Genomic DNA, 26,999 nt, shown 5'->3' with positions numbered 1-26,999 from the left:
AATGAAAATGAAAGAAACGCTGCAACTTGGTAAAACAGCTTTTCCAATGCGGGGCAATCTGCCTAACAGAGAAGTAGAATGGCAGAAAGACTGGGAAGAGAAAAAAATCTACGAGAAAAGACAAGAATTGAATGAAGGGAAGCCTTCGTTTATTCTTCATGACGGCCCTCCCTATGCAAACGGGAATATCCATATCGGGCATTCACTGAATAAGATCAGTAAGGATATCATCATTCGTTTCAAATCAATGTCTGGTTTCCGTTCACCCTATGTTCCTGGTTGGGATACACATGGTTTGCCGATTGAACAGGTATTGACAAACAAGGGTGTAAAGCGAAAAGAAATGAGCCTAGCTGAATATCGTAAAAAGTGTGAAGAGTATGCTCGTTCTCAAGTAGATACTCAAAGAGCTGATTTCAAGCGTTTGGGAATCGGCGGCGATTGGGAGCATCCATATATTACTCTTGATCCATCTTACGAAGCAGCGGAAATCCGTGTGTTTGGGAAAATGGCTGAGAAGGGCTATATCTATAAGGGCCTGAAACCAATCTATTGGTCCCCTTCAAGTGAATCATCATTAGCAGAAGCGGAAATCGAGTACCAAGATGTGAAATCTCCATCTATCTACGTAGCATTCAAAATCGTTGATGGAAAAGGAATCTTAGATACGGACACATCACTAGTTATCTGGACAACAACACCATGGACATTACCTGCAAACTTAGGTATCTCAGTAAATGCAGACTACCAATATGTAGTAGTAAAGGCTTATGGGAAAAAATATGTTGTAGCCAAAGATTTATTAGATCAAGTAAAAGAAGCAATTGATTGGGAAGACGTGGAAATCATCGACACAATCAGCGGAAAAGACATGGAGTACATGACAGTGCAGCATCCGTTTTATGATCGCACTTCCTTAGTAATGCTGGGAGACCATGTAACATTGGAAGCTGGTACAGGTCTAGTGCATACTGCTCCGGGACATGGTGAAGATGACTATATCGTAAGTAAAAAATATGGTTTAGACGTTTTATCTCCAGTTGATAATCGTGGTGTATTTACAGATGAAGCACCTGGATTTGAGGGAATCTTTTATGACAAAGCGAATCCAATGATCACAGCTTTGTTGGATGAGAAGGATGCCTTGTTGAAGATGGACTTCTTTACTCATAGCTACCCACATGACTGGCGTACGAAAAAACCAGTTATCTATCGTGCGACACCACAATGGTTCGCATCTATCGATAAATTCCGTCAGGATATCTTGGACGAAGTAGAGAAGGTTGACTGGATCATTCCTTGGGGTAAAACACGTCTTTATAATATGATCCGTGACCGCGGCGATTGGGTTATTTCCCGTCAACGTGTTTGGGGTGTACCACTGCCGATTTTTTATGCGGAAAACGGTGAAGCAATCATCACACCTGAAACAATCGATCATGTAGCAAACTTATTTGCAGAACATGGCTCAAATATTTGGTATGAAAAAGAAGCAGAAGAACTATTGCCGGCAGGATTTACACACGAAGGTTCGCCAAATGGCAAGTTTACAAAAGAAACAGACATCATGGACGTATGGTTTGATTCCGGTTCATCACATGAAGCGGTACTGCGTCAACGCCCTGAGCTGACTTTCCCAGCGGATATGTATCTTGAAGGATCAGATCAATACCGCGGCTGGTTCAACTCAAGTATCACAACAAGTGTTGCAATCAATGGTGTTGCACCTTACAAAGCTGTTCTTTCTCAAGGTTTTACCTTAGATGGCGAAGGACGTAAGATGAGTAAATCACTAGGGAACACGATCGTTCCTGAAAAAGTGATCAAGCAAATGGGTGCAGATATCCTAAGACTATGGGTAAGCAGCGTGGATTCTGAATCTGATGTACGTGTCTCTATGGATATCCTGAATCAGGTATCAGAGGTCTACAGAAAGATCAGAAATACAATGCGTTTCCTGTTAGCCAATACAAGCGACTTTGAACCAGCAGAGCACACAGTTCCTTTTGAAGAGCTTCGTTCTGTTGATAAGTACATGACGGTGAAGCTGAATCAAGTCATCAAAGAAATCCGTGAAAAAGGCTATGAAAAATACAATTTCATGCAAATCTATCGTTCTGTCATGAATTTCCTGACAGTTGATCTATCTGCATTTTATCTGGATTTTGCAAAAGATGTTGTTTATATCGAAGCAGAAAATGATTATCAACGTCGTTGTATGCAAACAGTCTTTTATCAGACTGCTGTTGCACTGACGAAGCTCTTGACGCCAATCATCCCTCACACTTCAGAAGAAATCTGGAGCTTCCTGAAGGAAGAGGAGGATTATGTTCAGCTTTCAGAATTCCCAGGCTACGAAGAGTTTCCGAATCAGTCTGAGTTGATGGATACATGGGAAGCATTCATGAGCTTCCGTGACAATGTGCTGAAGGCACTGGAAGAAGCACGTAATTCTAAATTGATCGGTAAATCTTTAGAAGCGAAGGTCACTGTTTACCCTAATGAGCAGATTCGTGCATTACTGACCGCGGCAGATGCTGATATTGCTCAGCTGCTCATCGTTTCAGGATTTGAGCTTGCACAAGGCGAAGCTCCGGCTGAAGCGGTTGTCTTTGAGGACATGAAGGTTCTTGTTGAGGCGGCCCCTGGTGAAACCTGTGATCGTTGCCGTTCAGTTCGAACAGATGTTGGGTCAGATGAAAAATTACCAACACTTTGCGGTCGCTGTGCGAAAATCGTCGAAGAAAACTATCCGGAAGCAGTTGCTGAAGGATTTGAAAACTAAGCTTAATTAGTTGAAGAAAGAGAGTGGGACAATAATCTGTTGCCACTCTTTTCCATACCCTAAATCCGAATAAACGGCGAGTCAGAAGTAGCTCCTACGACAATAAGCCGGAATTCAACAAAAATTTGTGAAACAATTTTCGTGAATTCCGGCTTATTGCTTGTAGCTAAACACTTCTGTCTCAGCCTCTTTCTTTTATGCATGCTGAATTTCAATTAAAAAAAAGATTCATTGAAGCTGGCAATCGTTGTTCATTGTCTGGCAAATACGACAGATATTTTTCCTTTGCTTAGTTTATTGATGTGAGTTTAAATTAATTGGATGATCAATTGTGTTGTATGGGTTTGTAGCTGTATATAAGTTAAAAAGCTGGAGAACTACTCAAATTGAGTAATGCTCCAGCTTTTGATTTTTATCTAATCCAATTGTCCGCGTTCACGATACCAGACATCTGGTTCCCACGTCCATTGGAAGCCATCTGCTTCCAATAGTTTGAAGGCTGCCTCTGGCCCCATCGTTCCAGCAGCATAGTTAGGGAAGTCGACAGTTGTCTTATCCCACGCATGACGAATGATGTCAATGATTTTCCATGATTGTGCTACCTCATCCCAATGGGAGAAGTTTGTTCCATCACCGTTCAGACTATCCAATAACAGCTTTTCATAGGCTTCAGGACTATTTTCTGTCATTTCAGCGCTATGACGGAAATCTAGTTTGACAGGTGCTGTAGTGAAGCCTTGTCCAATTTCTTTTCCGTTCAAGGTCATTGAGAAGCCTTCTGTCGGCTGAATGTAAATCGTCAGAACGTTTGGCGGCAAATCTGTTTTTTCTATACATTGTTCGATGTCATCTTTAAAGACGTTGACTGGTACCTGCTTGAAAACAATATTGATCCGAGTTCCTTTTTCTGTCAGACGTTTTCCAGTACGGATATAGAAGGGAACACCTGACCAGCGGAAGTTATCGATGTAGAATTTTCCGGCAGCAAAGGTTTCCGTCTGTGAATCTTCAGAAACATTTGGTTCTTCACGGTAACCCGTAAAGGAATCGTCTCCCAGTTCGCCGGGACCGTATTGTCCACGAACAAAATTCTTCAAGGCTTCTTCTTCGTTGTACAGTCTGATGGCTTTCAACGCTTTGACTTTTTCGGAACGAATTTCCTTTTCAGAGAAGGTAACAGGAGGTTCCATCGCAAGCAATGCCAATACTTGAAGAATGTGATTTTGCACCATGTCCTTCAATGCGCCGCTTTCTTCATAGTACCCGCCACGGTCTTCCACACCCAAGCTCTCAGCAAAAGTGATTTGAACATTGTCAATGTAACGATTGTTCCACTGTGATTCAAAAATATTGTTGGCAAAACGAATAGCTGAGATGTTCTGGATCATTTCTTTTCCTAAATAGTGGTCGATACGGAAAATATCGTCCTCAGGGAAAACAGCACGGATTTCCTCATTCAGCTTGTGCGCACTATCATAATCGGTACCAAATGGTTTTTCAATGATCAGTCGATCAAAACCGTCCTCTGTTAAAATATTTTGGGACTTCAGATGGTTGACGATTGTCCCGAAGAATTGAGGAGCCATCGCCAGATAATAGATTCTATTCCCTTGCAGCTGATATTCGTCATTCAATCTATCAGATAGAGTTTTCAAGGTGTCGTAATGCTCAGTGTCGTTCACGTTGTGGGACTGATAGTAAAAATGGCTGGCAAATGCCTCTGCTTCTTCCTGCGTCGGATTCAAATCAGCAATTGTATCACGAACGATTTCTCTGTAGTAGTCATCTGACCACTCTCTTCTCGCTGTGCCAATCACAGCGAAATGATCGCCCAGATTGCCTTTTTTGTATAATCTAAAAAGTGAAGGATAGAGCTTTCTTTTTGCAAGGTCTCCCGTTCCTCCAAATATTGTAAACAGCGCTATTTTTTCGTTCATTTTTTTCCTCCCCTTCTATAATGGATCGACAAAGATTGTACTGGCAGCTTTATAGCTCACAGCCAATTTCTTTTCGGTATTACTGATAGTGATAGGTCCTTCATAAGCAGCAATATCCTCGATCGAAAATTCATCATGAATATTCAAATTAATGGAAACCAGATAATCCAGTAAGTCTTTTTCATCCAAGACTCTCGCAATGCGAATCTTCGTGCCGATTGGATAATTGACTAGTGTTTGATGACGTTCTTCGTGAACAGGCTCGCCTGCTTTAGGAATCACTCCGCCATGAGGACAGAATTTTGGATTCCCCAGATAATCTGATAAACGGTCAGCCAGTGTCGGCGACGTTACATGTTCCAGTACTTCGGCATCATCATGAACTTCATTCCATGAATAATTCAGATGCTCAACCAGAAATACCTCCCACAGCCGGTGCTTGCGAATCAACGTGCTGGCTTTTGTTAGTCCCAGTTCTGTCAGCTGAACGCCTTGGTAGGGAGAATGGTGAACCAGTTCTTCCTTAACTAGCTTTGAAATCATTTCACTGACTGAGGCTGCTGAAACATTCAGTCCGGAGACGATATGCTTGTTGTTGATTTTATTCTCATCTCCGCCTAATTCGAAGATCAGTTTAAGGTAGTCTTCTCGATTTGGTGTCATATTTTTCATCCTTTCTCAGGAGTCATCAAAAACAGTTTATCAGAAAAGCATCTATTTGACCATTTAATAAGATATTAATCTGAAAACTTTACGTCCATTTTCCATTCTTTTCAAAAATTCATTGAATTGATAATGTTACATGCGTTATTCTTTCTGAAATTTTCAGGTTAATGTTGTAAAATTTAGCAGAAGCGTGTAAACTATTAAAAATAAATTAGAATTTTCAAACTATTTGAAAGAGGAATGATGTGAATGGGAAAACAGACCAAGAGTAGAAAGAATATGATGTACGATCCTTCTTTTGAAAAAGATGCCTGCGGAATGGGCTTTATCGCACAAATTGATGGAATGGCTTCTCATCAACTGATCGATCATGCGCTTACGATGCTGGAAAGAATGAATCATCGAGGCGGAACAGGTGCAGAGCCTGATACTGGAGACGGTGCCGGGATATTGATGGCCATGCCGGATACTTTTTTTCAAAAGAAAGCCGCCGCTCAAAAAATCAGCTTGCCTGATAAGGGAGACTATGCTGTTGCCATGCTCTTTTTACCTGAGGAAGAAACAGAGAAAAGAGCACTACTGAAATCTGTAACCGGAGAAATCAATGCTGCCGGCTATCGTGTGCTTTGGGAAAGAAATGTTCCCTTTGCTTTTGAATATTGTGGTCCTGGCGCTCAAAAGGTTATGCCGGGCTTTATTCAGCTTTTTATTGAAAAGCCTATTGATATTGAAGCAGGAAGAGCTTTTGAAGACTGCCTTTTCCGACTTCGTAGAGAAATCGAAAAAATCTATTCTCCTGATGAACTGGCGATATGCAGTCTTTCTTCTAAAACAATCGTCTACAAAGGAATGCTTCATGCTTATCAAGTGCGTCTTTTTTATCCTGATCTACAGGACAAAACGATGGAAAGTCATATCGCACTGATCCACTCACGTTTTTCAACCAATACGTTTCCAAGCTGGGATCGAGCACAGCCTTTTCGATTCTTAGCGCATAATGGAGAAATCAATACCCTTCGCGGGGCAGAAAACTGGATGCATAGTCACCATATCGATGTATATAACGAAGAGAACTCTGATTCAGCAAAGCTGGAAAACTGTATGGAACATTTATATCGTAATGGCAGAGATATCCCTCATGCCTTAATGATGATGATTCCTGAGGCTTGGTCTGAAGAAGCAAATTTAAAGGATGAAACTGCGGCATTTTATGAATACAATTCCAGCTTTACAGCTCCGTGGGATGGCCCGGCAGCTCTCTGCTTTACTGATGGGGATATGGTTGGTGCTGCACTAGATAGAAATGGTCTGCGTCCGTCACGCTATTCGATCACAAAGGATAATTTCATTGTGGTTGCTTCTGAGTCTGGCGTTGTTGATTTAGAGCCGTCCAGAGTTGTGGAAAAAGGTGTTTTAGGACCTGCGAATATGATTTTAGTCGATACGGTTTCGGGGAGATTTTATCGTAATGAAGAAATCAAAGAACGTTATGCAGCTAAGCATCCATATCGTGAGTGGTTGAATGACCAGCTCTTGACAGTTGATCAGTTGGCATCAGCTGAAGCTGATGAAACAAGGATGTCTGAAGTGGAGCTGAATCATTTGTGGAAGTTGAATGGCTACACCGATGAAATCATTCGAATGACGGTCTTGCCGATGGCAGAAAAAGGCGAGGAACCTGTTATTTCAATGGGCTATGACTCCCCTTTAGCAGTATTGAGCGAAAAGCCGCAATCTTTGTTTACTTATTTCAAACAGCAGTTTGCCCAAGTGACAAATCCACCCATCGATGCAATCCGTGAAAAGCTGGTCATTGGAACAGAGATGTTTCTAGGCCGAGACGGGAATCTCTTGATCGATCAGCCGGAAAACTGTAATAAGCTGAAAATCGAAAGTCCCGTTCTTTCTACTGATGACTTCCTAAAAATCAGAAGTTTGAATGTGCATGGACAAAAAAGTATGGTCCAATCAATCAGCTATTCATTGACTCCTGAGGTTCCAAACCGTTTACAGCGAGTGCTGGAAAATATGTTTAAGGAAGCAGAGGAAAAAATCGATAGTGGTGCAACGATCATCATTCTTTCCGACAGAGATAGAGGAAGAGGAAAATTAGCAATCCCGATCTTATTGGCTGTTTCAGGGCTTCATAATTATCTTGTAGAGCAAGGGAAAAGAGGACTGGTGTCCATTATTGCCGATTCAGCTGAGATCTGTGAAGTTCATCATTACGCGATGCTGATTGGCTATGGTGTGAGTGCAATCCATCCTTATGGGACTTATGAGACGTTAAAGGACTATCATTTGGCAGATAAAGTAGAAACCTATCGTCAGGCAGCAGAAAAGGGAATTGTAAAAGTCATGTCTCGTATGGGGATCTCAACAATTGCCGGTTATCATGGAGCACAGCTTTTTGAAGCAGTCGGACTTTCTGAAAAAGTGATCGATCAGTTCTTTACTGGAACAGCTAGTCGAATCGGCGGATTGTCCCTGAATCAAATCGAAAAGGAATATCTTGAACGTTACGAATCGGCCTATGGCGAAAAGGAAAATGATTTTCTACCATCCGGCGGAAGCTTCCAATTCAAGGCAGACGGTGAGCATCATTTGTTCAATCCGCAAACAATCTATAACTTCCAGCAGGCTGTTCGTCAAGGGGATTATGCGCTATATAAAAAATATGCTCAGCAGTTGAATAAGGAAGAGCTTGAAACACCAGCAACCTTACGGGCTATGTGGGAGTTTACTAGTGAACGTCAACCAGTCAAGCTGACTGAAGTGGAACCGGCAGAAACAATCGTCAAGCGTTTCAAGGTCGGTGCTATGAGCTATGGGTCTTTAAGTCAGGAAGCACATGAATGTATTGCGGAAGCGATGAATCGTATCGGTGCGAAGTCCAATAGCGGAGAAGGCGGTGAAAATCGCAACCGTTTCAAGCCGAGAGCGAATGGTGTGAACTTGAATAGCAAGATCAAGCAAGTGGCATCTGGTCGTTTTGGCGTTAATGCGGAATATTTGATGAGTGCTGAAGAGCTGCAAATTAAGGTTGCTCAGGGAGCGAAGCCGGGAGAAGGCGGACAGCTGCCTGGAAATAAAGTCTTTCCGTGGGTTGCGGAAATTCGTGGTTCAACACCTGGTGTGCGTCTGATTTCACCACCGCCGCATCATGATATTTACTCCATTGAGGATTTGGCCCAGTTGATTTACGATTTGAAAACAATCAATCCTTATGCGAAGATCAACGTCAAGCTAGTATCAAGCACCGGCGTTGGAACGATTGCAACAGGTGTGGTCAAAGCAGGTGCAGATGTCGTCGTGATTTCAGGCTACGATGGCGGAACAGGTGCTTCTCCAAGAAATTCTGTCAGGGATGCCGGGCTTCCATGGGAAATGGGATTGGTTGAGGCACACCAGACATTGTCCTTGAACGATTTGCGTCAGCGGATGACGCTTGAAACAGATGGGAAATTGATGACAGGACGAGATGTTGCTGTCGCAGCACTTTTAGGTGCTGAGGAATACAGTTTTGCCTCTTTAGCGTTAGTCGCAGTAGGCTGTGTGATGATGCGTGTCTGCAGCTTGAATACGTGCCCTGTCGGTGTAGCTACTCAAGATCCGGAGCTGCGAAAATTCTTTGTAGGAAAACCGGAGCATATCATCAATGCTATGATGTTTATCGCTGAAGATTTAAGAGAGATCATGGCAGAGCTGGGCTTTAGAACCATCGATGAAATGATTGGCCATGCGGAAATGCTGAAGCCGAAATTTGTAGCAAAAGGGAAAGCAAAATCTCTTGATTTCTCTAGAATGCTGGGGCATACCTTGGGCATCGAACGCAAGTGTGAAGATCCGTTTCAGGAGCAGCGTCAATGGAAAGAGCTGGATGCCTTTGCCGGAGCTGCAATTAAGAATAATCAGAAAATCTACGTGGAAGAAACGATCAATAATGTGAATCGAACAGTTGGGGCTCGAATGGGCGGCTGGATTGCCGAACGGTTCGGCAATTATGAACTTGAACCGGGATTGATCAATTATCACTATCGAGGAATTGCCGGACAGAGCTTTGGCGCCTTCATTACACAGGGCATGGAGCTGAAGCTAACTGGGGAAGCAAATGATTATGTAGGAAAAGGTCTAAGTGGTGGGCGTTTAGTCATCGTACCGCCGGAGGATGCCGGTTATAAGGCAGAAAGCTCCCCAATTGTTGGGAATGTTGCCTGCTTTGGCGCGAACAAGGGAGAAGCCTATTTCAGAGGCCGAGGCGGTGAACGTTTCTGTGTTCGGAATAGTGGAGCGAACGTTGTTGTCGAAGGTGTCGGCGACCATGGCTGTGAATACATGACAGGCGGTGTTGCAGTGATTTTGGGAGAAACTGGTCGTAATTTCGGTGCTGGGATGTCCGGTGGTGTCGCGTATATCTACGATCCGGACGAACAATTTGCACAACGCTGTAATATGGAAATGGTTGAGCTGTTCCGATTAGGAGAATCAGGTGACGATCTTATTTTGAAGGAGCTGCTTGAAAAGCATTATCAGCATACCGGATCAGAAAAGGCAGAGGAGATTCTGGCTGGCTGGGAAAATCTGCAGCAGCATTTTATCAAGGTTTATCCAAAAGAGTATCATGAAATGGTTACCGTCACTGAAAAGCTTCGTGAAGAAGGACTTTCTGGTGAAACATTGCTAGAGTCAGCATTTGAGGCAGTAATTGGTGCGCAGAATGCACCACAGAAACCAACAGTAAAGGAGCGTGGCTAATATGGCAGATCCATTCGGCTTTTTAAAGTACGACCGTAAGGAAAATCCATATCGTCCGATTGCAGAACGAATCACCGATTGGGAAGAATTGCAGGTTCCTTTGAATGAAGAGGAGCGTCAGGAGCAAGCAGCCAGATGTATGAACTGCGGGATTCCTTTCTGCCATACAGGTGTCTTTTACGGAGAAAAGCGAGCTGTTTCCGGCTGTCCTAACGATAACCTGATTCCGGAATGGAACGATTTAGTTTATCGCGGGGAATATAAGAAGGCCTGGGAACGACTGAGCAGAACCAATCCGTTGCCGGAAATGACAGGTCGTGTTTGTCCTGCTCCCTGTGAAAAGTCTTGTACAGAGGCGCTAAATGGTTCTGGTGTATCAATCCATGACAACGAACGTTTTATTATCGATACAGCGTTTGAAAATGGTTGGGTCAAACCAACCGGTATTCCGAAGGAAAAAACTGGATTTAAAATTGCTGTTATTGGAAGTGGACCTGCAGGTCTTTCCGCAGCTTGGCGTTTGAATCAGCTTGGCCATGAGGTCACTATCTATGAGCGTTCTGACAGATTTGGCGGTCTACTGATGTATGGCATTCCTAATATGAAGCTGGATAAAAAAGTCGTTCAGCGTCGTATTGATGTAATGCAGGAAGTTGGTATTCACTTTGTCGCAAATACAGAAATTGGTGTGGACATCACTGCAGAAGAGCTGTACCAGCAGTTTGATCGGGTGATTGCAGCAACAGGTGCGAGTGTACCAAGGGACTTGAAGGTCAACGGACGAGAGGTACAAGGCGTTCAGTTTGCAGTTGATTATCTGACTGAAGCAACCAAGGATGTATTGAAATATGGAACAGAGGCAACCAGCAAGAAGCTGGAAGGCAAGCATGTTGTTGTGATCGGTGGTGGGGATACAGGAAATGACTGTATCGGTTCAGCTATCCGTCAGGGCTGTGCATCGGTCAGACAGCTGGAGATCACCCCTAAGATGCCTGCTGTGAGAAACTCAAGCAATCCTTGGCCGGAATATCCATTTGTTGATAAAGAAGGCTATGGACAAGCTGAGGCGAACCATTTACAAAAAGAAGAGCTGACCCTTCATCAAACGTCAACGACTGCATTCATTGGTGCGGAAAGAGGTCAGGTCATCGGTTTGGAAACTGTTCAGGTCGATCAAAGCTTCCAACCAATTGAGGGAACAGAGAAGACCTTGAAGGCTGATTTGGTACTGTTGGCGATGGGCTTTATCGGACCGGAAAAAAGTCTGCTTGATCAATTAGAAGTGACAGAGGTTTTCGATGATTATACGACAAACAATGAGCGAGTCTATGTAGCTGGAGACGCCAAGAGAGGCCCTAGTTTAGTGATTTGGGCTATTCGAGAAGGTCGATTGGCTGCTGAAACTGTTGATCAGTCTTTACGAGCTCTTGTGGCACAAGCGCAGTAAACTAGCGACATAGGTTGAAAGAAAGCAGCTTTTCGCTATTTTCTTTTGAAAATCAGTTGACTAATCTGACTATCCATGATAAAGTTTTTAGAAATAAATGAGAATACGATGAAAAAATAATGATCAGAATAGTAGATGATTTTTGTTGCCTCAGAGAGTTTCCGGCTGGTGAAAGGAAATAGCAGCATACCATCGAACACGCCTGTAAATTGTTTTTCTGAATAACTGTAGGAAAAATCGGGACTGCCCGTTATCGCTTTTAGTCGCAGACTAACAGAGTTTTTCGCTGAGAGGCGGAAATGAATCTGAGGTGGGACCACGTGAAAAAAACTTTCTCGTCCTCTTGGCTTATTTGCCAAGAGGATTTTTTGTTTATAAAAATATCTTAACGAGGAAAAAACCAGCAGCTAAAAAATAGTCTTTAATGATCGATTTTTGAAAGGGAGTGTGCGTAATGAAATGGAATCTGAGCTTACCATCGGGAACAAAAGATAAATTATTCCGTGAAGCAAATGGTGCTTATGAGTTGGAGCAAAAGGTCAATCAAATCGTACGAAAACGAGGGTATCAGCGGGTAGATACGCCATTGATCGAGTTTGAGGATGTTTTTCAGGCAGATGAGATCGAAGGTCTATTGTATCGCTTTTTTGACAAACAGGGGCGTTTGCTTGTATTACGTCCGGACATGACGATGCCGATTGGACGAGTGGCGGCGACAGCCGGTATCCAGCCTCCGTTGAAGCTGTCTTATAGCGGAAGAGTTTTTCGCTTCAACAGTGAAATGACAGGGGAGCAAAATGAGCTGACTCAGGCAGGGATCGAGCTGATTGGTTTTTCTTCTGTCAAAGCTGAGCTGGAATGTATATCCTGTGCGGTAGAGATACTGACGGAGCTGAATATCCCCAATTTTCATTTTGAACTGGGACATGCAGGCTTATTGAAAGAAATTTCTACTTATCTACAACTGAATGCCGAGGGAAAAAGAACCTTGAAGGAATTACTGAGTAATAAGAACCTAAGCGCCTTGAACGAGTTTGTTCAGCAGCACCCCAGCAAGCTGGATCGATTCATCAAGGAATTGCCTAAGCTGTTTGGTGATGTATCAGTGGTTCTGGCTGCTGCTGAGGCGATGCTGCCGGAAGAGACTGCCATTGCCGCAGTTCTGGAAGAAATTAATAAGATGGCACAGTTGATCACTTTGACACATCCTGATATCTCTCTAACAGTCGATCTTGGTTCGGTGGCATTGATGGATTACTATACTGGGATTTTATTCAACGGCTATGCGGATCTGATTCCTGAGATATTTCTAAGAGGCGGACGTTACGATCACTTAGTCGAGCAGTTTGGCCATACGCGAATTCCCGCAGTTGGTCTGGGAATCAATTTGGACACGCTAGTCGCACTTCAGTATCGTTTGGGGATTTTGGCAGATTTGGAGCATGCAAAGGTGTTGGTTCACGCCTCGCTTGAGGATATTGCCATAGCTCAGAAATTTGTCTGTCAGAGCGAAAACAGTGAGCTTTCGTTGTTTGATACGTGGGAGGAAGCCTTGGCTTATGGTGAAAAATGGGCGTATGATGAGGTGATCCTTATCCAAGGAAAAGAGATTATTCGAGTAAAAGCAGGTGAGCAGAATGAAGAATAATTTGACGATAGCTTTGACAAAGGGCAGACTGGAGAAGCAAACCTTAGAATTATTTGAACAGGCGGGGATCGATGTTTCATTCATGAAGGATAAACAAAGAAAGCTGGTTTTTCACAACGAGGATCATACCTTGACCTTTCTATTAGTCAAAGCCGCAGATGTAACAACCTATGTTAGACATGGCGTAGCGGATCTTGGAGTCGTAGGAAAGGATGTCTTGCTGGAGCACCCGCATGGGTATTATGAGATGCTGGATCTGGCAATTGGAAAATGCAAATTTTCAGTTGCATCAACAAGCGATTATCAGCCGGATGACCATAAGCGTAAACGGATTGCCACAAAGTATCCGACCATCGCTTCTGCACATTTTCGCAGTAAAGGAGAAGATGTGGACATTATCAAAATCGAAGGCTCTGTAGAAATTGCACCGGTTCTCGGATTAGCAGATGCGATCGTTGATATTGTTGAGACCGGAACGACATTGAAGGAAAATGGCTTAAGTATTTATGAGGATATTTGTAAGATTTCTGCTCGAATGATTGTGAATAAGGCAACATTGAAACGAAAGCGTCAGGAAATTTTTGATCTGTTTGAAAAACTGGAAACGGTAATCGGAAAAGAGGGATGAGCAATGAGATGGCTATCGGGAACAAGACAGGAAATCCTATCTGAACTAGATAAAGAGAAGTATATGAGAAAGGCTGATGATCAACAAATCGAAGCTGCAACAAAGGAAATCATCGACAATGTTGTTTCTTCAGGGGATCGAGCGTTGTTTGAATATTCCAGAAAATTTGATCAAACAGAATTGGATGAACTGGAAATATCACAGGATGCGATCAATCAGGCCTATCAGCAGCTGGAAGACTCAGTAAAAACAGCACTTGAAAAGGCCAAGGAAAATATTATCAGCTACCATAAAAAGCAAAAGCAATATGATTTTATGGATAGTGAAAAAAGCGGTGTTATCAGAGGACAGCTGGTCCGGCCGTTAGAACGAGTTGGGGTCTATGTTCCAGGAGGGACAGCAGCGTATCCTTCTTCTGTTCTGATGAATGTGCTGCCGGCAAAAATCGCTGGTGTCGACGAAGTGATCATGGTTACCCCACCTTCGCCTGAAGGTGTACCGTCAATCATTTTGGCAGCTGCAAAAATTGCGGGAGTGGATCGGGTATTCCAAGTTGGCGGTGCTCAAGCAATTGCTGCCTTAGCTTATGGAACAGCCACTATTCCAAAAGTAGATAAGATTGTTGGACCGGGAAATATTTATGTTGCGACAGCGAAAAAGCAAGTGTTTGGTACAGTGGGGATCGACATGATTGCGGGGCCGTCAGAAATTGGTGTTCTGGCAGATGCTCAGGCTGATCCAGCATTCATCGCAGCGGACTTGCTGTCTCAGGCAGAACATGATGTATTGGCTCGTACTTTTCTAGTAACGGATTCAAAGAGATTGGCTGAAGAGGTGGAACGGGAGATTGCGGAACAGTTGATCACGTTGCCGCGAAAAGAAATTGCCGAACGCTCGATAGTTGATCATAGCTGGATCATTCTAGCCAGTGGTACAACCGATATGTTTGATATCATGAATGAGATTGCACCAGAGCATTTGGAGGTACAGATGGAAGATCCAATGAGCCGTTTGCATGACATCAGAAATGCTGGTTCAATCTTTTTAGGGGCATACACCTCTGAACCAGTCGGAGACTATCTGTCAGGTACGAACCACGTACTGCCGACGAGTGGAACAGCGAAGTTTTATTCTCCACTAGGTGTATATGATTTTGTGAAATACAGCCAGGTCAGCTACTATACGAAAGAGGCATTGGCAGAGGTACAGGCGGATATTGCTTTATTGGCCAGGAAAGAAGGGCTTGAAGCACATGCTCGTGCTGTTGAATATCGATTTAAGGAGGAAGATAAATGAGAACAGCAGGCTTAAAGAGAGAGACAGCGGAAACGTCGATTGAGCTTTCATTGGATTTAGATAAACAGGAGCCGGTCCTAATTGATACTGGTGTCGGATTTTTCAATCATATGCTGACCTTGTTTGCTCGTCATAGCAGAATGTCGTTGGAGGTCAAAGTATCTGGAGATTTAGAAGTAGACAGTCATCATACTGTGGAAGATGTGGGGATCGTATTAGGACAATGTCTGAAAGAAGCATTAGGAGATAAGGCGGGGATCAATCGCTATGGGACTAGCTTTGTTCCAATGGATGAAACACTAGGGATGGCTTCTCTTGATTTAAGCGGCAGAGCGTATCTGGTTTTTGATGCAGTATTTGATAATCCTAAGCTAGGGGCATTTGATACAGAGTTGACCGAAGAATTTTTTCAAGCGTTAGCCTTCAATACTCAGATGAATCTTCATTTGAAAATTTTACATGGAAAAAATACCCATCATAAAATAGAAGCATTATTTAAAGCAACCGGGAGAGCATTGAGAGAAGCGGTTACCTTCAATTCGGAGATCCACGGAGTAAATTCCACGAAAGGAACGTTGTAGATGATCGTCATAATTGATTACGATACAGGAAATACTCGCAATGTCCAGAAAGCATTGGATTATGTCGGACTTGAAAATAAGCTGTCGTCGGATCTGGATGAAATTGCTCAGGCAGATGGACTGATTTTGCCGGGCGTTGGCGCCTTTTCTCTGGCAATGGAAGCATTGAATGAACGAGGCTTGACTGTAGCGATCAAACAAGCAGCCAAAAATGGTGTTCCAATCCTAGGTGTCTGTCTGGGTATGCAGTTGCTGCTGGAGGGCAGTATGGAAAATGGCTTCACTCGAGGACTTGAGTTGATAGAAGGGATTTGTGAACAGTTGCCTGCTGAAAAAGGGTTTCCAGTTCCTCATATGGGTTGGAACGAACTGTTGATAACTAATGATACAGCATTGACAAAGGATATGGCAGGCGAATACGTCTATTTTGTTCATTCCTATTATGCAGACTGTGATCCAGACAACATTGATGCCCTTACTCAATACTCACTTAAGGTTCCGGCAATGATTTCAAAGGGGAATATCTATGGTACACAATTTCATCCGGAAAAAAGCGGGGAAGTTGGACTGAAAATATTAAGAGGATTCAAGGAGGTTGTGGATCATGTACGTGTTGCCGGCAATTGATATTCGTGAGGGAGAAGCAGTTCGTCTAGTAAAAGGAGATTTTTCACAAAAAACTGTTGTTCATTCTGATCCATTGGCGCAAGCCCATATTTTTAAAGAAGCTGGAATCAAAACGCTTCATATTGTTGATTTGGATGGGGCTTTGGAGGGGACGACGACGAATGCACCGCTGATCGAACATATCAAAAAAGAAACCGGGTTGATGCTTGAAGTTGGAGGCGGTATTCGTTCAATGGAACAAATCAAGCAATACATCGATCTTGGTGTGGATCGAGTCATTATTGGTTCTTCCGCACTGAAAAATCCAGAATTGGTCAAGGAAGCAGTAGGAAGATATAAGGAAAAAATTGCTGTGGGGATCGATGCCAAAGATGGCAAAGTGGCAGTTAGCGGTTGGCTGGAAGTCAGTGAAACAGACTATCTGACAATGGCTAAGGAAATGGCAGGAATCGGAGTACAGACGCTAATTTACACTGATATTTCAAAAGACGGTACATTGACCGGACCTAGTCTGTCCCATTACCAAGCTTTACAACAGGCTGTTCCGGACGTGGCAATCATTGCTTCCGGCGGAGTCAGCGATAAACAAGATTTGAAAGAGCTTGTAGAAATCGGTGTTTATGGGGCAATCGTAGGTAAAGCTTATTATGAAGGTCGGATAACACTGGAAGAAATGCAGGAGGTGGAAGCCTTATGCTGACAAAAAGAATCATTCCTTGTCTGGATGTGACAGATGGTCAGGTGGTAAAAGGAGTTAATTTTGTCAATCTGCAAAGTATCGGGGACCCTGTAGAAATCGCGCGAGCGTACAATGAGCAAGGTGCCGATGAGCTGGTTTTTCTGGATATCACGGCAACCAGTGATGAACGTGAGACGATGGTTGAGGTTATTGAACGGACAGCGGCTGAGGTGTTTATTCCATTGACGGTCGGCGGAGGTATTCGTTCAGTAGCAGATATGAAAAAAATGCTTCAAGCAGGTGCTGATAAAATATCCCTGAATTCAGCGGCCATTCAGAATCCTGAGCTAATCCGTCAAGGGGCGGAAAAATTCGGTTCTCAATGCATTGTTGTTGCGGTTGATGCTAAAAGAATCGCTGATGACAGTTGGCACGTGTTTGTAAAGGGCGGTAGAGAAGATACGGGTTTGGATGTTATTGACTGGGTCAAGAAGGCAGTTTCACTGGGCGCAGGAGAAATCCTGCTGACAAGTATGGATGCGGATGGAACAAAGCAAGGGTATGATTTAGCCTTGAATCAAGCGGTTTGTGAAGCAGTTACTGTACCAGTAATTGCTTCCGGCGGCTGTGGGAAAAAAGAAGATATCCTCGAGGTCTTTGAAGAAACAGCAGTTACAGCAGCGCTTGCTGCGAGTATTTTCCATTATGGAGAGGTAGGAATTCCTGAGCTGAAGGAGTTCTTGCAAGACGAAGGAGTGACGGTACGCAGATGAAACCAGATTTTTCGAAGGGCTTAGTTCCGGCTATCATCATCGAAGATCAGACAGATGAAGTACTGATGCTGGCCTATATGAACGAAGAAAGCTTCAATAAAACACTTGAAACAAAGACGACTTGGTTCTATTCCCGCTCTCGTGAGTCATTATGGAATAAGGGCGAGACAAGCGGGCATACTCAAAAGGTAAAGAAAATCACTACAGACTGTGACCAAGACACATTACTTATCCGTGTCGACCAAACAGGACCGGCCTGTCATACAGGTGCCCATAGTTGTTTTTTCAATCTCATTTTTGAGGAGGGACAGGAAGATGCTTGAATCACTATATAATGAAATCGTTGAAAGAAAAGAACAACCGAAAGAAGGCTCTTATACTAACTATCTATTTGATAAGGGGCTGGATAAAATCTTGAAAAAGGTCGGTGAGGAGACCACAGAGGTCATCATTGCAGCCAAAAATGATCAAAAAGAGCTGGTTTATGAAACAGCAGATCTCGTATATCATATGCTGGTCTTACTTGCAGAAAAGAATATTCCCTTGTCTGATATTGAGAAAGAGCTTGGGAAACGGCAAGGAAAATTAAGCCTGACAAGAGACAGAAAAGAGATTGACGAGCTATAAAAAAGACAAGCACCTGAAACAGGTGCCTGTCTTTTTTTATTCAAACGAATCTCATTTGCTGTTTTTCCTGTTTTATAAACAACAAAGTCAGATCAATCGTTTTCCATCAATTTGTCAACTGGTACTACAGCCTCTAAAAGATAGGTGCTGTCATCTGCTTCGTCATATAACGTAGCAGGATTGTCAGATTTTGTCTCAATAATCAAATGGAAGCCAAAAGAATCCTGAATCGTCAGACGCTTCATATTCCACTCGATCAGCGCAAAATCCAACTCTTTTCCATCCATACTGATTTTCAACTTATCGTCGATCACCAGCTGATGCTGTGTCGCCTTTTTCTTATCAACAAACCACCACTGTCCTTGGTATACCTTTATCAAATCAGCCGTCGACCGATTCTCATCCAACTTCTTCTTACCGTGCTTAAAAAGTAATGAACTGGCAATCCCAGTGACGACAGAAGCCCCAAGTAAAAATGACCAATGCTTTTTCAAATTTTCAACCTCCGGCTTTTCTTTTTATGATAGCATGGATTAAGAAAAGTTGATGAAGTGAAGATAGCATCATTAACAAAATTTAAGAATATAAAAATAGGACAAGCATTTTTGCACATGAAAAATAGAAAAACGATAAAAAATCTCGAAAATAATCAAAATTGCCTACGCAACAACGACCGTTGCGTGTATTTCTGATGGGTGGAAGGTAAAGTCAAAGCAGGAGGTAAAGGGAAAAATGGATTTAGGAAAGAAATTAAAGAACAAAAGAAATGAGTTGGGATTGACTCAACAGGAGGTTGCAGATAAGGTATTTGTTACTCGACAAACGATTTCCAAGTGGGAGCTTGGAAAAAGCAGACCTGATCTTATCTCACTAAAATTATTAGAAGAGCTGCTTCAGGAAAATCTTCTGGAACAGCCGAGAAAGAGGGGAAATAAAATGAAAATAACTAAGACGGATATTTTGATGACCATACTGTTTGGTGTTCTATTTTTACCCATACGCTTTTTGATCACATGGATCAAGCCGAGATTCAGCACTCCGGTATTAAAGTATATTCTGGCACCAATTTTTCTAACAGCAGGCAGTCTGTACTTGCATTCATTGAATACACAGGCATTTTCTGTCGTTTGGGTCTTGGTACTGTGCTTCTACTTTCCAATCGTTAAGTATTATACACAATCTGAACCATCAGAATAAGGAATGACTAAAAAAGAGGCTGAGACAGAAGTGTTTAGCTACAAGCAATAAGCCGGAATTCACGAAAATTGTTTCACAAATTTTTGTTGAATTCCGGCTTATTGTCGTAGGAGCTACTTCTGACTCGCCGTTTATTCGGATTTAGGGTATGGAAAAGAGTGGCAACAGATCATTGTCCCACTCTCGTTTTTCCATAATACGCCGTTTCTGAAACATTTCTCGCTTTCAAAGCAGAAGCTGCCATTTCTTTTTTTGAGTGTTACAACTTAGTTGTCTAAAAGCCGTAAAATGTGGTATTGTGATGAGGAAAGGGTGTTCTTATGATTGTATATCCGGATGTTCATTTGGCGCGATTTTTGAACCGGCCAAATCGTTTTATCGCTGAATGCGAGCTGGTAGAAACAGGTGAACAGGTAACCGTTCACGTGAAGAATACAGGCAGAGGAAGAGAAGTTTTTTTACAGGGGGCACAAGTAGCCCTGAGCCATCAGCCTTCTTCTAAAAGAAAAACAGCGTATGATTTAGTTGCTGTAAAAAAAGGTGAGCAGTGGTTTAATATAGACAGCCAGATTCCCAATGCCTTGGCTGCTCAAGGATTGCTCGAAGGAAAGATCGTATTGCCGGATTTAAATGGAGAAATCAGCTTTTTAAAGCGTGAACAGCGCTATGGTCATTCAAAGTTTGATATATTCATTGAGACGGATACAGGTCAAAAAGCTTTTGTTGAAGTGAAAGGAATGACCTTGGAAAATCAAGGGATTGGTGCTTTTCCAGATGCACCGACGCTCAGAGGCCTGAAGCATGTAAAAGAGCTGACAGAGGCATTAGAAGATGGATATCAGTGCTATGTTCTGTTTATTGCTCAGTTCGAAAAAGTGATTCGAACAACACTTAACCGGGAGATGCAGCCGGAATTGGTACAGGCAGTCGAAGAAGGGCAGCAATTAGGACTGAAGGTTCTTACCTATAACTGTCGTGTGAAACCAGAATCCATTCAGGTTTTATCAGAAACACCTTTTGATTTGAATCAGAGATTCGTTCAGCCTGACTAAGGAAGGCACTATCTTATAGAAAGAATCCGCTGATATAATCTAGCGAATACCATGATCCAGGCTTCAATACTCTCAAAATTTCTTTCAGTAAAAGAAGTTTTTGAGATTGAACATATACAGCCGTAAGGCTATGTTGCAAATAGAGAGATGAAGAAAGGTGAGGATAAAATGATTCATTTAGGCGTGATTGGAACAAATTGGATCAGTGATCAGTTTGTACAGGCAGCATTGGAGACAGGAAAATATGATTTGGCAGCTGTTTATTCCAGAAAGTTGGAAACAGCTCAAAAATTTGGTGAAAAATATGGTGATGTAGAATATGCAATCGATCTGAAAACATTTTTTGGGATCGATCATATGAGTACGGTGTATATTGCTTCACCAAATTCGTTGCACTTTGAACAGGCTAAGCAGGCAATCTTGGCTGGGAAAAACGTGATTGTAGAGAAACCGGCATTTTCAACGCCGGCAGAAATGGATGAGATCATTACACTTGCAAACGAGAAAAAGGTTCTCTTCTTTGAAGCGGCCCGTAATATTCACGAAAAAAGCTTCAAAAAAATCGGTGATCTATTGCCGTTGAAAAATGAAATCATTGGTGCGAATTTTACTTATATGAAATATTCTTCACGTTATGATCAGGTATTGGATGGACAGGAGCCGAACATTTTCTCTCCTCATTTTTCTGGTGGTGCATTGATGGACTTAGGTGTGTATCTGGTATACGCAGCAGTTGCGTGGTTCGGTATGCCGCAGGAAAGTCACTACTTTGCTCGTAAAATCCAAACAGGCGTGGATGGATTGGGCACTGCGATTTTACGCTATGATCATTTTGATGTGACGATCCATGCTGGGAAAATCGGTGATTCTGCCTTATCTTCTGAAATTTATTTTGACAACGGTACGCTGTTGCTAGATGGTATCAATGCGATTTCCCAAGCGGAATTCCATGATCGAAATCAACAGAGAACGGAAGTTATTGCATTAACGACAGAAGAAAATCCAATGGTAGAAGAAGTAGCAGACTTTGCACATGTAATTGAGAATCCGGAAGATAAAAACTGGGGAGTCGCTTACGAAGAATGGGTGGAGCTTGCTCGCAATGTCAATCAGGTATTAACTGATTTAAGAGCCAGTGCAGGTATTGTATTTGACGCAGATAAAAAGTAAAATAGAAGTAGGCATTTTGCACTTAATATTATGAGAAAATCGGGGAGCATTTCAGGACTTATCAGGCGGAAAAAACTGTCAGAAACTGTCAGCGCAATTTTAGCGTAGTTAGAGTAAAACGACAAACAGTTCGAAAGAGGATTTGAAGCCAAAACTTGTTGATTGATCATAGAAGTCAATAATAGCTTAAACCAATAAATGACAGGGTTGTGACATAAATCAATTGGAAACATTAATGTTGAAATGAACGGCGTTTCCATAAAACAGCTTTTTACCGCTTACGTAAGGCTCGATACAGTATAGAGTCTACGAATGCGGGAAGCAAATTGTGTCACGACCTTGCTCTTGAAAGAGGATACATATGGATTTTGTAAAACAGTTACCAGAAGGATGGCAGAAGCAATGGCAGACTTCTGGTTTTGATGAACCTTCAGCTATACAGGAGCAGAGCTTTTTACCTTTGTCAGAAGGAAAAAATGTACGAGGGATCTCGCCAACGGGAACTGGGAAAACGTTGGCTTATTTGCTGCCGTTGTTGTTGAATGTGAAGAAGCAGGAAGGTAGTCAGTTGCTGATTTTGGCACCTTCTCAGGAGCTTGCCATGCAAATCGGACAGGTTGCTCAGGAATGGGGCAAGGTGCTTGAGCTGAAGTCCCAAACCTTAATCGGCGGAGCCAATGTTAAACGTCAAATCGAGAAGCTTAAGAAGAAGCCGGAAATATTGATTGGAACACCGGGAAGAATCCTGGAGTTGATTCGTTCAAAAAAAATCAAGAGCCACCAATTGAAAACGATCGTTATGGACGAAGCAGATCTGCTGCTGCAAAAAAGTGAACTGGATCTGACGAGACAGATTTTGCAAAGTGCACCAGTAGACTACCAGCTGGTGTTTTATTCTGCGACTGCTGACACGATCGAAAATGAAGTCAATGAACTGGCTGATGATGTTTTGACTGTCGATGCTGTAAAAGAAGACCAATCTGCTGGTAAAATCCAACATTTTTACATAGATGTGCCTTTCAGAAAAAGAAAGGATTTTCTGCAGAAAATGCTTCATATCCCATCATTTTATGGGATGGTATTTTTCAACCAACTGGCTGATTTAGGAGCTATAGAAGAGAAATTGTCTTACGAGGCGTTACCAGTTGTCGGTCTGGCTTCTGATCAGAACAAGCAGATGCGGAAACTGGCAATCAGCCAATTTTCTCAGAAACGAGCAAAAATGCTTTTAACAACAGATGTGGGAGCCAGAGGCTTGGATTTTCCAGCTATTGATTTTGTTGTGAACGTTGATGTTCCACAGGACAGTGTAAGCTATGCTCATCGAGCAGGACGTACGGGAAGAATGGGAGCAGAAGGTGCAGTCATAACATTTATCAATGACCGAACGAAACGTGATTTTCAACGGTTGATGAAGGATGCTGGGCAAACAGCCGAGGAACTATTTATTTATGATGCCGGATTCCATAAAGAGAGGAAAGAGGCAGATAGAAAAAATAGTGGAAAAGAGAGAAAAGGGAAATGATTGTTGACTGTTGTGTTTGGATTCATCGGGCATAAGGGAGGCTAAGCATGAAATCCAGAAAAGAAGAAATTTTAGCATTGCTGCAGAAAAAGAAAATCGGTATGACAGCGGCTGATATTGCAGAAAAGCTGCAGATCGATCGAAGCAATGCAAGTAGATACTTAAGTGAACTTTCAAAAGAAAGTAGAATTGTCAAAGGAGAGGGCAGACCAGTCATTTATTCTGTCCGCTTTGAAGAAGACGAGGATCAGATACATGTGGATAATTCAAGCGAGGTTTCATTTGAAAACCTTGTAGGAGCGAATGACTCATTGAAGGTCAGCATCCAGCAGGCGAAGGCTGCGATCCTGTACCCGCCAAGGGGACTTCATACAATCATATTTGGGGAAACAGGGACAGGGAAGTCACTGTTTGCTGAATGTATGTATCATTTTGCGGTAGAATCAAAAACGTTGCCGGAGGATGCTCCTTTTGTTTCTTTCAACTGTGCAGACTATGCGCAGAATCCACAGCTGCTTTTTGGACATATTTTTGGTGTGAAAAAGGGAGCATATACGGGGGCCGAAAACGACAGCCCCGGATTGATCTCAGAAGCAGACGGCGGTGTGCTGTTCCTTGATGAGATACATCGCTTGCCGCCGGAAGGTCAAGAGATGCTGTTCACCTTTATCGATAAAGGAATTTATCGTCCTTTGGGAGAAAGCGGGAAGACCTACAACGCTTCGGTACAAATCATTGGCGCAACGACAGAGTCCTCTGAAAGCTTTTTGACTACCTTTAACCGCCGAATCCCGATGGCAATCACATTGCCGAATTTGGAAGGACGTTCTCTTGATGAACGTTATGATATCATTGCGTTGTTTATCAAACAGGAAGCGAATCGACTGAATCAGCGAATCAATATCGAAAGAGAAGCTGTGCTGGCATTCATGCTTTATGATGCAGAGGGGAATATCGGTCAAGTGAAGCGTGATCTGAAATTAGTGTGTGCGAAATCATTCCTGCACTATCGGACGCATAACTCTGCTTCACTGATGATTAGAAAAAAAGACCTTCCATTACAAGTCCAAAAAGGGCTGCTGAAAATCAAAGAAGTCTCTGATCGATTAGATCGTTTTGTCGATGCAAAAAATAATTACCTGACCTTTGAACCGGGAACAAACGAGGTTGTCTGGTCCAGAGACCCGGCAAGAGACATGCAAGTCTATAATGAAATCGAGGAAAAAGTATCGACGCTTTCCCAAAATGATTTGGAAAATGTTGATTTGGAAGAATTGATTTCTACAGATATGGACGCTTATTTCCAGACGTATGTGGAAGAGCTGACACAAAGCTCAGTCCACAAAGAGCTGTTGCCGGAAAGCATTTGGAAATCAACAAACCGTCTCTATGATATTGCTGAAAAGCGGTTGTCTCGTAAATATAACGAAAATGCTCGATTTGCTTTTGCTCTGCATTTGCAAAGTACGATCGATCGTGTCAGAGAAGGGCATATGATCGTCCATCCTAACTTGAATAATATCCGTAAGCAAATGAAGGAAGAGTTTCAGGTGGCAATCGATCTGTCTGCAATCATTGAAGAGGAAAATGATATTGAGATTCCTTTTGACGAAATTGGCTTCATCAGCATGTTTCTTTCTATAGATGTAGGAAATAAGGAAACGATTGAGGTAAACAATGTTGGTGTAGTTGTTTTGATGCATGGGGATTCAACAGCCTCAAGCATGTTGAAAACAGCACAGGAACTGTTGGGCATATCTACTGGGAAAGCAATGAACATGCCGCTGACCATGGAAGTTCAGACAATGTATGAAAAATTACGCAGCTACGTTATGGATAATCAAGAAACCTTGAGCAATGGGATGCTGCTATTAACAGATATGGGCTCATTGAACTCCTTTGGAAACATGATTTATGAAGAAACTGGGATTCGCACGAAAGCTATCTCAATGACCAGTACAATGATTGTTTTGGAAGCAATTAGAATGGCAGGTGTTGGAAGAAGTCTGGAGGATATTTATCAAAATATCCAGATGTCCTTTGAAGGAATCATCCGTGAGCAATTCCGCAGCAGCCTGAAGAATCCGAATCAGGTCAAAAAAGCAGTTGTAGTGACTTGCTTTACCGGAGAAGGTGTAGCAGCCAGATTGTACCAGCGAATTCTTCCGGTGATCGATGAGGACAAGGTAGAGATCATCCAAATGCAGTTTTTAGAACGGGAAGCGTTCAAGAAGCACATTGACAGCTTGATGGAAGAATATGAAATCAAGGCAATTGCAGGAACTGTTGATGTAGAGTATCAAAATATTCCATTCTTTTCAGCTTATGATATATTTGATGATGAGAAGCTGAATGTGCTGAAACGCATTGCTGGTGACGAAGTGCCGACAGAAAAAATTGTTAAATCCTTAAGTGACACGATAACAGCAGTTGACTCGCTGCAGAAGCTGATTGTAATGCTGCAAAAGACTGTTCATCAAATCCAGACGGACATGCATATCATTGTAGAGCCGGGAGTTGATGCAGGAATTGTGATCCATCTTGCCTTTTTGGTCGACTCCATTTTAAAAGGAGAAGAAACAAAAAGCTTTGAAGGTCTGACAGAGTTCGTGAAGAAGAATCGCTTGGAGACAGACGTTGCTCGTACGAATCTGATGGCCATCGAGAAGGCATATCGCATTACCATACCTGAAACAGAAGTAGCGCATTTGACTAAAATGTTTTTAGAGAATAAAATCAGAAAATCATGATTTACACACTAATGTTTGTGTGTAAACAGAAAAATAGAGTGTGTAGCTCTAAGTGATATAGACCAAAGCCTTGATAATAAAGGGTTTGGTCTATATCTTTTTTTGGCACGGTTCTTGCTTATATAAATGTGTAATTAAAAATTATTAAGGAGTGAACAACATGTCAAAAAAAACGATAATGCTGGTTTGTTCAGCAGGAATGAGCACAAGCTTACTAGTAACAAAAATGCAAAAAGCCGCTGAAGCGCGTGGAATGGACGCAGATATCTTTGCAGTATCAGCTTCTGATGCAGATAATAACTTGGAAGCAAAAGATGTAAATGTATTGCTTTTAGGCCCACAAGTACGTTTCATGAAAGCTCAGTTTGAACAAAAATTGGAACCAAAAGGTATTCCTTTAGATGTTATCAACATGGCTGACTACGGCATGATGAACGGGGAAAAAGTTCTAGATCAAGCAATCGCTTTAATGGGCTAATCGAATCACTGAAAGACCAACTATCAATAATCGAAGGAGAAATGAAAATGGAAGAAAAGAATTTAGAAGCTATCATGGGTTTAATCATGTTTGGCGGTAACGCGAAAAGCGACGCAATGGAAGCAATTGCAGCAGCTAAAGAAGGTAAATTCGAAGAAGCTGACCAAAAAATTGCAGATGCGGAAGCTTCTCTAGTTGAAGCACACCATTCTCAAACAGGTCTATTGACTCAAGAAGCACAAGGAAACAATATGACAGTGACTTTATTAACAGTACACAGTCAAGATCACCTGATGACTTCAATTGCTTTCACAGATTTAGCAAAAGAAATCATCGATGTTTACCGTCGTATGGACAGTAAATAAGCTTAACATTCTT

At 42.4% G+C, this 26,999-nt stretch carries 22 protein-coding genes and 1 other annotated feature; of the genes, 19 read left to right on the top strand and 3 right to left on the bottom strand.

What is annotated here, in order from left to right:
• Nucleotide 1: 1 nt before the first annotated feature.
• Nucleotides 2-2,785 (top strand): isoleucine--tRNA ligase, encoded by a 2,784-nt coding sequence (gene ileS, locus I6N96_RS03780; protein ID WP_209556148.1) that lies wholly within the window; start codon nt 2-4, stop codon nt 2,783-2,785.
• A gap of 416 nt (nt 2,786-3,201) precedes the next feature.
• On the opposite strand, the gene zwf is transcribed toward ileS, so the two are convergent.
• Both zwf and efaR read right to left on the bottom strand, forming a co-directional pair.
• Nucleotides 3,202-4,722, bottom strand: coding sequence for a glucose-6-phosphate dehydrogenase (zwf, locus tag I6N96_RS03775; protein ID WP_209556147.1), 1,521 nt, complete (start codon nt 4,720-4,722; stop codon nt 3,202-3,204).
• Nucleotides 4,723-4,737: 15 nt separating this feature from the next.
• Complete coding sequence (gene efaR, locus I6N96_RS03770) at nt 4,738-5,385, bottom strand: transcriptional regulator EfaR (protein WP_209556146.1); 648 nt, start codon at nt 5,383-5,385, stop codon at nt 4,738-4,740.
• Nucleotides 5,386-5,637: 252 nt separating this feature from the next.
• Here efaR and gltB point away from each other — a divergent pair, with 252 nt between their 5' ends.
• From gltB to hisE, 11 genes are all read left to right on the top strand, one after another.
• A complete protein-coding gene (gene gltB / locus I6N96_RS03765; RefSeq protein ID WP_209556145.1) occupies nt 5,638-10,143 on the top strand; it encodes a glutamate synthase large subunit in 4,506 nt (1,501 codons plus the stop codon).
• Between the two features lies 1 nt (nt 10,144).
• Nucleotides 10,145-11,590 (top strand): glutamate synthase subunit beta, encoded by a 1,446-nt coding sequence (locus I6N96_RS03760; protein WP_209556144.1) that lies wholly within the window; start codon nt 10,145-10,147, stop codon nt 11,588-11,590.
• 110 nt (nt 11,591-11,700) lie between these two features.
• Nucleotides 11,701-11,936, top strand: a binding site (T-box leader).
• Nucleotides 11,937-12,044: 108 nt separating this feature from the next.
• Nucleotides 12,045-13,238, top strand: a complete 1,194-nt coding sequence (gene hisZ / locus I6N96_RS03755) for an ATP phosphoribosyltransferase regulatory subunit (protein ID WP_209556143.1) — start codon at nt 12,045-12,047, stop codon at nt 13,236-13,238.
• Nucleotides 13,228-13,866 carry an ATP phosphoribosyltransferase gene (gene hisG, locus I6N96_RS03750; RefSeq protein WP_209556142.1) on the top strand — a complete coding sequence of 213 codons (639 nt, stop codon included), beginning with the start codon at nt 13,228-13,230 and terminating at the stop codon, nt 13,864-13,866. Before hisZ ends, hisG begins: the two co-directional genes overlap by 11 nt.
• A gap of 3 nt (nt 13,867-13,869) precedes the next feature.
• Entirely contained in the window at nt 13,870-15,162 is a 1,293-nt protein-coding gene (gene hisD / locus I6N96_RS03745) for a histidinol dehydrogenase (RefSeq protein WP_209556141.1), read from the top strand.
• On the top strand, nt 15,159-15,743 hold the full coding sequence (hisB, locus tag I6N96_RS03740; protein WP_209556140.1) for an imidazoleglycerol-phosphate dehydratase HisB: 585 nt from the start codon (nt 15,159-15,161) through the stop codon (nt 15,741-15,743). Before hisD ends, hisB begins: the two co-directional genes overlap by 4 nt.
• A complete protein-coding gene (gene hisH, locus I6N96_RS03735; protein WP_209556139.1) occupies nt 15,744-16,370 on the top strand; it encodes an imidazole glycerol phosphate synthase subunit HisH in 627 nt (208 codons plus the stop codon).
• Nucleotides 16,348-17,070 carry a 1-(5-phosphoribosyl)-5-[(5-phosphoribosylamino)methylideneamino]imidazole-4-carboxamide isomerase gene (gene hisA, locus I6N96_RS03730; RefSeq protein WP_209556138.1) on the top strand — a complete coding sequence of 241 codons (723 nt, stop codon included), beginning with the start codon at nt 16,348-16,350 and terminating at the stop codon, nt 17,068-17,070. The genes hisH and hisA overlap by 23 nt, the downstream gene beginning before the upstream one ends.
• Complete coding sequence (gene hisF, locus I6N96_RS03725) at nt 17,064-17,822, top strand: imidazole glycerol phosphate synthase subunit HisF (protein WP_209556137.1); 759 nt, start codon at nt 17,064-17,066, stop codon at nt 17,820-17,822. Before hisA ends, hisF begins: the two co-directional genes overlap by 7 nt.
• Nucleotides 17,819-18,145 (top strand): phosphoribosyl-AMP cyclohydrolase, encoded by a 327-nt coding sequence (gene hisI / locus I6N96_RS03720; RefSeq protein WP_209556136.1) that lies wholly within the window; start codon nt 17,819-17,821, stop codon nt 18,143-18,145. The genes hisF and hisI overlap by 4 nt, the downstream gene beginning before the upstream one ends.
• Nucleotides 18,138-18,449 (top strand): phosphoribosyl-ATP diphosphatase, encoded by a 312-nt coding sequence (hisE, locus tag I6N96_RS03715; protein ID WP_209556135.1) that lies wholly within the window; start codon nt 18,138-18,140, stop codon nt 18,447-18,449. Before hisI ends, hisE begins: the two co-directional genes overlap by 8 nt.
• Nucleotides 18,450-18,541: 92 nt before the next feature.
• On the opposite strand, the gene I6N96_RS03710 is transcribed toward hisE, so the two are convergent.
• Entirely contained in the window at nt 18,542-18,943 is a 402-nt protein-coding gene (locus I6N96_RS03710; protein WP_209556134.1) for a DUF4828 domain-containing protein, read from the bottom strand.
• 238 nt (nt 18,944-19,181) lie between these two features.
• Here I6N96_RS03710 and I6N96_RS03705 point away from each other — a divergent pair, with 238 nt between their 5' ends.
• The 7 genes from I6N96_RS03705 (at nt 19,182) to I6N96_RS03675 (ending at nt 26,986) form a co-directional block, all read left to right on the top strand.
• Nucleotides 19,182-19,646, top strand: coding sequence for a helix-turn-helix transcriptional regulator (locus tag I6N96_RS03705; protein ID WP_209556133.1), 465 nt, complete (start codon nt 19,182-19,184; stop codon nt 19,644-19,646).
• A gap of 323 nt (nt 19,647-19,969) precedes the next feature.
• Nucleotides 19,970-20,698: a DNA/RNA nuclease SfsA gene (sfsA, locus tag I6N96_RS03700; RefSeq protein WP_209556228.1), complete on the top strand. Its 729-nt coding sequence runs from the start codon at nt 19,970-19,972 to the stop codon at nt 20,696-20,698.
• Nucleotides 20,699-20,866: 168 nt separating this feature from the next.
• Nucleotides 20,867-21,868, top strand: coding sequence for a Gfo/Idh/MocA family protein (locus I6N96_RS03695; RefSeq protein WP_209556132.1), 1,002 nt, complete (start codon nt 20,867-20,869; stop codon nt 21,866-21,868).
• A gap of 361 nt (nt 21,869-22,229) precedes the next feature.
• Nucleotides 22,230-23,393, top strand: coding sequence for a DEAD/DEAH box helicase (locus tag I6N96_RS03690; RefSeq protein ID WP_209556131.1), 1,164 nt, complete (start codon nt 22,230-22,232; stop codon nt 23,391-23,393).
• A 47-nt stretch (nt 23,394-23,440) separates the two neighbouring features.
• Nucleotides 23,441-26,143 (top strand): sigma-54-dependent transcriptional regulator, encoded by a 2,703-nt coding sequence (locus I6N96_RS03685; RefSeq protein WP_209556130.1) that lies wholly within the window; start codon nt 23,441-23,443, stop codon nt 26,141-26,143.
• Between the two features lie 160 nt (nt 26,144-26,303).
• The gene (locus I6N96_RS03680) at nt 26,304-26,621 is read left to right on the top strand and encodes a PTS sugar transporter subunit IIB (RefSeq protein ID WP_086350468.1); all 318 of its coding nucleotides are present in this window, start codon (nt 26,304-26,306) and stop codon (nt 26,619-26,621) included.
• 47 nt (nt 26,622-26,668) lie between these two features.
• The gene (locus tag I6N96_RS03675) at nt 26,669-26,986 is read left to right on the top strand and encodes a PTS lactose/cellobiose transporter subunit IIA (RefSeq protein WP_209556129.1); all 318 of its coding nucleotides are present in this window, start codon (nt 26,669-26,671) and stop codon (nt 26,984-26,986) included.
• Nucleotides 26,987-26,999: the final 13 nt, after the last annotated feature.

Source organism: Enterococcus larvae (genome assembly GCF_017830045.1).
Taxonomy (GTDB): Bacteria; Bacillota; Bacilli; order Lactobacillales; family Enterococcaceae; genus Enterococcus_L; species Enterococcus_L larvae.
Note: the sequence above shows the minus strand (reverse complement) of the source record. Positions and strands in the feature narration are given on the sequence as shown.